This is a genomic window from Mycobacterium sp. (assembly GCF_035640695.1).
Lineage (GTDB): Bacteria > Actinomycetota > Actinomycetes > Mycobacteriales > Mycobacteriaceae > Mycobacterium.
The window spans coordinates 1-6,589 of the sequence record NZ_DASQVQ010000102.1 but is presented as its reverse complement, the minus strand read 5'-3'; the positions used below and the strand labels follow the sequence as shown (position 1 = coordinate 6,589).

The following is a 6,589-nucleotide window of genomic DNA, read 5'->3' as shown; positions in this document are numbered from 1 at the left end:
TGCGGCTGCCGGCGGCGCGTTCCTGGTGCTCAACCCCAAGGACAAATGATGTTGCCGCACACGCGGATCAGCCGACCGAAGTTCACCACGAGAAAAAAATCATCACTCACACGCGGCGCCGCGCTACCACCACTGACGCCGGCATCCCGGTGCCCAGCGCAATTCCGGCTCCATCCGGGGGTCCGTGGGCCGTCTATGGCCCCTTGTGGGGCGGCAACAGCGGTGGCTTGGGAGCATCCGGCGGGCGCGGGGCCGGGCACGCCGGTCACCCACCACCACTCGTGGTGGGCGCACTAAGGCCCGCACTGGAGCCCGCGGCGAATTCGCAGCAGACAACACCGCGGAACGTAACCGCCCAGGCGAAGCCGATCGCCCGGACAGCATCCCGGCACGGTCCAGCAGGACCGACTGCACGGCGCGCGAGCCCCCAGGGGAAGTTCGGTGAGGCCAATCACGTCGGCACCCGGGAAGAAACCAGTGCGGTCCGGACTTGTTCCAGTTAGTAAAACTGAACGTTCAGTTTTGGATCGGAGTCGAGCACATGACCGACCGATGAGAAGCATGCACAGGACACCACACCAAGAACCAACAAGAACCAAGGAGAAACCAATGAAACTACGGACACTGCGCTACGTCGTGCCGCTGATGGGTGCCGCCGCGGCGGTGTCGATCATCGCCGCACCGACTGCACTAGCGGCCAGTACTACCCCAGATTGCACGTACGTCAGCGGCTCGCTGAATACCCAATGCGAGTCCCCGGGCAATGTGCAGATCAACGACTCCGCCCCGGTGACCTATGGGCCTCAGTACCCCTACTACGAAGGCGGCTTCTTTGGTGGCCACGGTGGCGGCCATCGCTGAATCAGGTCGCGCACACGGCGGAGCGCGGACCGGCCCACCGGTCCCGGCTCCGCCGCGTCGCGCTGAACCGCTCGATGCGGCAACAGAACTGCGCAAAACCATGCCCATCAAACGGCGGTGCACCACTGCGATGTTGGCGGCGACCGCGGCCGTCATTTCGCTGATAGCAGCGCCTGTGGCCGCGGCCAGCACCGACACTGCGGCCGGCACCGGCACCGACACCGGAGCCTGCACGTCGCAGACCGATACGAACACCAATTGTCAGTGGCCGGGCAGCACCAGCGCGCAGACGGATAACACGCCAGCCGGGCCGTTCCAGTCCCAAACGCCGTTCAACGCAAGCGCCCGGTAAATCAACGTGCACTGACGCCCAGCACCCGACCGGGGCCGCCGGGCGCTAACCGTCGATCTCGCGTTGTGCCACGGCGTTACTCGTTAACCGGAATGTGAAGACTCCGGGTACTGGGGGTGCTGAACGGGCGGTAGCGGTGACAACACCGCTGCATTGCAGGAGCACCTCGAAGGTGACCCAACTGCAAACGCATCTCGTCGGCGATCACCAATAGGACGACATCAAGGCATGAGAGTTCTTCAAGTAGGCGAGCTGGACCCTGGCCTGGCCGAGACGCTGGCGCTGAAATACGACGCGCTGGTGCTGCCGGCCGACGAATCGCGCACAGCGTTCCTTTCCAGGCACGCACCGCAGGTCCGGGCGATTGTCGAAGCGGGTCAACCTGTCGACGCCGCCCTCATGAACGCGCTGCCGAATCTCGGCGCGATCATTCACTACGGTGCCGGCTACGACACCGTCGACGTGGACACCGCGCACCGGCTGGGCATCGGGGTGAGCAACACCCCCGACGTGTTGACCGACTCGGTTGCCGACACCGCGGTCGCGCTGACGCTGACAACGATGCGGGGCTTCTGCGCCGCGGACCGCTATGTTCGCGCCGGCCGCTGGCCGGTTGACGGGCCGTATCGGTTGACCCGTGATGTCAGTCGGTCGCGCGTGGGCATCCTCGGGCTGGGCCGCATCGGGTCGGCGATCGCGCGCCGACTCGTCGCGTTCGACTGCGTCATTGCGTATCACAACCGTCACGAATTACCGCGTTGTCGGTACCGCTACGCGTCGTCGCCGGTCGAACTGGCGCAAACCGTCGACGTACTGGTAGTTGCGGCCACCGGCGGCTCGGACACCGAGAAGCTCGTCGGCCGTGACGTCCTCGAAACGCTCGGCCCGCAGGGCTTTCTGATCAACGTCGCGCGCGGGAGCATCGTGGACCAGAACGCCCTCGTCGAATTGCTGTCAAGTGGTCGGCTCGCTGGGGCCGGTCTCGACGTGTTCGCCAATGAGCCCGATGTGCCGACTGAATTGCGCACGCTCGACAACGTCGTGGTGCTGCCACATGTGGGCAGCGCAACTGCGCGAACACGTTCGGCGATGGCGGCACTTGTTCTGCAGAACCTCGATGAGTACTTGACCAACGACACTCTTGCGACGCCGGTTGTCGAGCCGATCCGGTAGGTGCTCCACCGTCAGTGCTTGACTCCGGTGGCAGCTCCGGTCATCTGACGGTCAATTTGATGTGGGCCCAGGCATTGTTGCCGTATCCTCGTGGATTCCACAGTGCCGCGGCGGATTCGGGCTGGGTGACTCCGGTGTCGTCCCAGCCGCGAACTGTCACGGTCAGTGGCCCGCGTCGAGCCTCCACGGTGAGCGACCAGAACCGCCACGTCCACTGGTTGCACACGGGTTCGAGGTCGGCTTGCCGCCAGCTGCGGCCCTCATCGAGTGAAACGTCGACGCGCGCGATGCCGTGACCATCGCCGGCGATCGCGTAACCGCGGATCGTCAGCGGCCCGGCAGGCACCTCGGCGCCGTCGTCAGGAACCAGAATGTCGGCGTTTACCGCCAGCGTCGACATCGAAATGCCTTCGCCTGGCGCCACGTTGTTCGGGTCAGCTTCGGCGGGCAGGATGCGATAATCCAGAGCTTGAAAGTAGTTCTCGGATGGGACCGGCTGTACGGTTATCGCCGTCACCCATTTGACGCTGCGCGCGCCGATATAGCCCGGCACTACCATCCGCACCGGGCCACCATGTACCCGCGGCAGCGGTTGGCCATTCATCTGCCAAGCCAGCAGCACCTCGTCGGACATCGCCTTGGTCAAGGGAATCGAACTGCCGTAGGACTGGACGGGGGAGGCTTCCGGCGCCACGTCGGGCGCCGAGAAGGCAACGTGCATACCGTCTTTCATTTCCGCTCCGGCCGCCCGCAGCACGTCCCCCAACCTCGCGCCGCGCCATTGGGCGGTGGAGATCGCGCCGTGGGACCATGGCTCCTTGCCCGGAATCGGGCGCACCCTTAACAACTCAGCACGGCGGTTGCCCGCGCACGCCAGGGTCGCCACCACGCTGTGCGCGGGGAATCGATTGGTGAGTTCGTCGAACGTCAAAGTGAGCGGCTCGTCGACGACACCGTCGATAGCTAGCCGCCATTGCGCGCGGGCGATGTCGGGAAACGTGCCGTGATTGCGGCAATAGAATGCATCCAGCGCAGTGATCTCGTCGCCGGCCAACACCGAAGCGGGCGGTTCAGAGTTGAATGGCGACTCGTTGCGCACGATGGTGTCGTCGCGCTTATCCCACATCGTCGTCTCCTCTTTCTGACCCCGCGGAAGGACGACCACCAATAGCGCTGCTGGTCATCACGGTCTGCGTTTCGGCGCGAGCACTCGATAATTGACTGGCGAACAGGTAATCCATCCGCCACCAGCATCCCGTGTCGGACACCGTGACTCATCACCACCAGCGCCCGTCAGGCATTGGTGTCAGCGGTACTTGTTGTATACCCGCCAGCTGTAGTTGCCGATGCGGCCGATCAACCACCTCCGGTCAACCCGTCGGGTCGATCCCCGAGTACTCGCCGCTCGGACTGAGGAACAGCCACACCCGGGTCGCGGCATGAAGGTTGAATCGGGTATCGGCGTTGCGAAGGTCATATCCGGTCAGCTCGGCTATCCGGGCGAGCCGGTAGCGCAGCGTGCTGCGATGGATATGTAAAACTGCCGCCGATTCGTCGTAGTTGCCGCCGCACTCGAGGTAGCTGCTGAGCGTTTGCAATAGATCGGAATGCTTGCCGGCGTCGTACTCCATGAGCACGCCGAGCCACTCGCGAACGAAATCTTCGGCGGCGCCCGCTGCGTGGGCCGCGTCGACGAGACGGTAGAAGCCAAGCTCCTCGTAGGCCGACGCGCCGGCGGGCGCCGACGAATGCAGGCGGATGTTGAGGGCCCGACAAGCCTTGCCGAAAGACGCAGCGATGTCACCCGGAACTGCGCATCGTGTGCCGATACCCACGGCAGTGGCCGGGCTGCCAAGTGCTGTGGTGAGCGCGTCGTGAAATGCCTGTGGTTGGGGACGGCCGGCGACGATCAGTACGACCATTCCGGCGTGCCGGCCTTGCAGTTGGTCCAGATGCAAGGCGGTGGCGGCGCGTCTTGCGGCGCCGGCAAGTTTGTTCGCCGGCATACCCGTAGCCTGGACCACCACCACGTAGTGGGTTCGGCGCAGATCATGACCCAGCGCCTCCGATCGCGCATACGCCCCTTCCTGGTCGGCGCCGGCGACGAGATCGTCGACAAATTCACGGCGAAGGTTGAGCTCAAGCTCGGCGAGGTTTCGTTTGTGCGACAGTTCCAGACCCAAGATCCCGCTTGCATACCGCAAGGCGAATCGCTGCTCCTCAGTGACGCGCCGGCGAGGGTCAATGAGCGCAAGCACGCCAAGGATCTCGGCGCGCGGTTTTACCAGCATCACTACCCGCTCACCCACTCGTAGGGGTCCGTTGGCGGCGGCCAGCTCATGAAGGACACGCTCGCGAGGCTCGGGATCCGGCTTGGTATAGGGGTGCGGTAACCCGGGGCCCACCCAGCGGCGCAGGTTGCCGAATCGGTCTTCGAGCGCCACGGGCATCGCGGTCAGGTCGTGAAGCGCATCGACGATGCCTCGCTCACCGGATCCCGATGCCACCGCCGAGCCCAGCACCTCATGCATTTGCGACCTGGTCCGCAGACTGTCTATCACCGAGACCAACCTGCCGTTCATGTCGTCGAGTTGCCGACGCATCACGACGCCGGCGAGCGCCGCACCCGCCTGCCGCGCCAAGATCGTCAGTAACGACATCTGCTGCGATGATGGCTGCTCGGAGGCGCTGACGAGCAGGCAGCCGATGACGGCGGCTTGGTCGCGCAACGCGAATGCCCACGCCCAATTGCGGCCGGACAGCTCAATCGGTCCGTCCCAGAGTGCCGCGCGTAGCTGACCCTCGAGATCGGCGCGCTGCGGATGGGACCGATCGGCCACAATCTCACCGCCGATCATCAAGTAGCCGGCTTCGACGCGGCACGGCGCGAGTGTGGCGACTGCCTGGCCGGCTTCTTCGATAATCGCCGAGGCGTCGGGGCGGCCGAACGTCACCCTCGACAGCGCAGCCAGTCCGCGTGAGATTTGCTCGGCGCTGCCGCCGTTCTGTGTGTTGCCGTGCCCGGCGTCCATGATCAACTGTCCGGGAGGCATACCCCATTTCAGCGAGCCGAACCGTGTCTACAGGCCTGTCGGATAGGTCTCGGCAATCTCACCGGCGATCCACTCACTGGTCAACTCGAGCGGCTCCAACGCTCGGGTGTTGTCGATGTGGATCATCGCGTCGAACTGCTCGGACGGGCGAACATGAAAGTAGTGGCTCTGTCGCTCCGTCTCTGGCCGGTAGATGACCCCGATTGCGCGTGCCAGCCGGACATCGTCTAACGGCTCCGCCGAAACCCGCCCGTCTCGGCGCATCGGCACCAACAACGCCTGATGGCCGGTCTCGTGGAACAGTTCCTCGACGCTGTTGGGCAGACCGGGCCGGACCGTCTTGCGTTCCGCGATTCCTCCCCATTCGCTGGCCGCGGTGACGGTTCCGGCGTAGGTGCTGAACCCGATCAGCCGTGTCTCGTCACCATAGAGGTCTCGGGCGAGTTGGCCCAGGGTGATCTGGCCGTCCGCGTACACCTCGGTTGCCCGGGCGTCACCAACATGAGAGTTGTGGGCCCACACCACCATTCGGGCCGGTTGCGGATCGACCTCATGATCGAGATGTGTCAGCTCGCGACGGTCGCGGAACACACGCCGTGGCGCCGCTGTCATCGCCTGGGTCATGGTCGCACTCCATTCCGCTAGTCGCATCGAGCGGCGGGCCGGCGCCCCGTCCTCTCCATCAGCTTGCGCGCCGCCGCCGCTGCACACCTGAGCCCGGTGGTGCGAGGAAGTGGCCCGCAAGCTGACCTTGCGGCACAGGTGCTTTGAGCAGCCGCCCCGTTGCTCGACCCATCGAACGCCGGACCCATCCCTGTGTCGTTGCCAGGATTGTGATCGAATGTTGGCGACCACCGACTGTGGGTCAATGTGAATAACGCATCTCGTGCGGCGTTGCGCGGGCATGCCCGGTGGTGCTGCGGACGATCACAGGGAGCAGGCATTGGTTCAACCGGCTGACCAGGTGGATGCCACCTACGACGTGGATGACGCGGTGGACCAGCTGCGCGCCGACTACGACATGACGCCGTACACCTCGAATTCGTTTCCGCAGTCGGCGCCGGGACAGCTGGCCGCGGTCGCCCACCTGTTCGGTTTGGAAACAGCCGAGGTCTCCACCGCGCGCGTGCTCGAAATCGGCTGTGCCGGC

Annotated in this window: 5 protein-coding genes and 1 pseudogene; 3 read left to right on the top strand and 3 right to left on the bottom strand. The window is 64.9% G+C overall.

Going from position 1 to position 6,589, the window contains the following annotated elements; all coding sequences use genetic code 11:
* The first annotated feature begins 609 nt into the window (after window positions 1-609).
* Together VE759_RS11955 and VE759_RS11950 are read left to right on the top strand one after the other, a co-directional pair.
* Window positions 610-861, top strand: coding sequence for a hypothetical protein (locus tag VE759_RS11955; RefSeq protein ID WP_324932220.1), 252 nt, complete (start codon window positions 610-612; stop codon window positions 859-861).
* A 580-nt stretch (window positions 862-1,441) separates the two neighbouring features.
* Window positions 1,442-2,386 (top strand): 2-hydroxyacid dehydrogenase, encoded by a 945-nt coding sequence (locus tag VE759_RS11950; RefSeq protein ID WP_324932217.1) that lies wholly within the window; start codon window positions 1,442-1,444, stop codon window positions 2,384-2,386.
* Window positions 2,387-2,426: 40 nt separating this feature from the next.
* Here the strand turns inward: VE759_RS11950 and VE759_RS11945 are convergent, their stop codons facing one another.
* The 3 genes from VE759_RS11945 to VE759_RS11935 all read right to left on the bottom strand — a co-directional run bounded on the left by VE759_RS11945 (window position 2,427) and on the right by VE759_RS11935 (window position 6,345).
* Window positions 2,427-3,512, bottom strand: coding sequence for a sulfite oxidase (locus VE759_RS11945; RefSeq protein ID WP_324932214.1), 1,086 nt, complete (start codon window positions 3,510-3,512; stop codon window positions 2,427-2,429).
* A gap of 244 nt (window positions 3,513-3,756) precedes the next feature.
* A complete protein-coding gene (locus tag VE759_RS11940) occupies window positions 3,757-5,418 on the bottom strand; it encodes a helix-turn-helix domain-containing protein (RefSeq protein WP_324932213.1) in 1,662 nt (553 codons plus the stop codon).
* A 48-nt stretch (window positions 5,419-5,466) separates the two neighbouring features.
* Complete coding sequence (locus tag VE759_RS11935; protein ID WP_324932210.1) at window positions 5,467-6,345, bottom strand: erythromycin esterase family protein; 879 nt, start codon at window positions 6,343-6,345, stop codon at window positions 5,467-5,469.
* Window positions 6,346-6,382: 37 nt separating this feature from the next.
* Between VE759_RS11935 and VE759_RS11930 the strand changes: the two are divergent.
* A pseudogene (locus tag VE759_RS11930) lies at window positions 6,383-6,589 on the top strand (hypothetical protein); the annotation flags it as partial.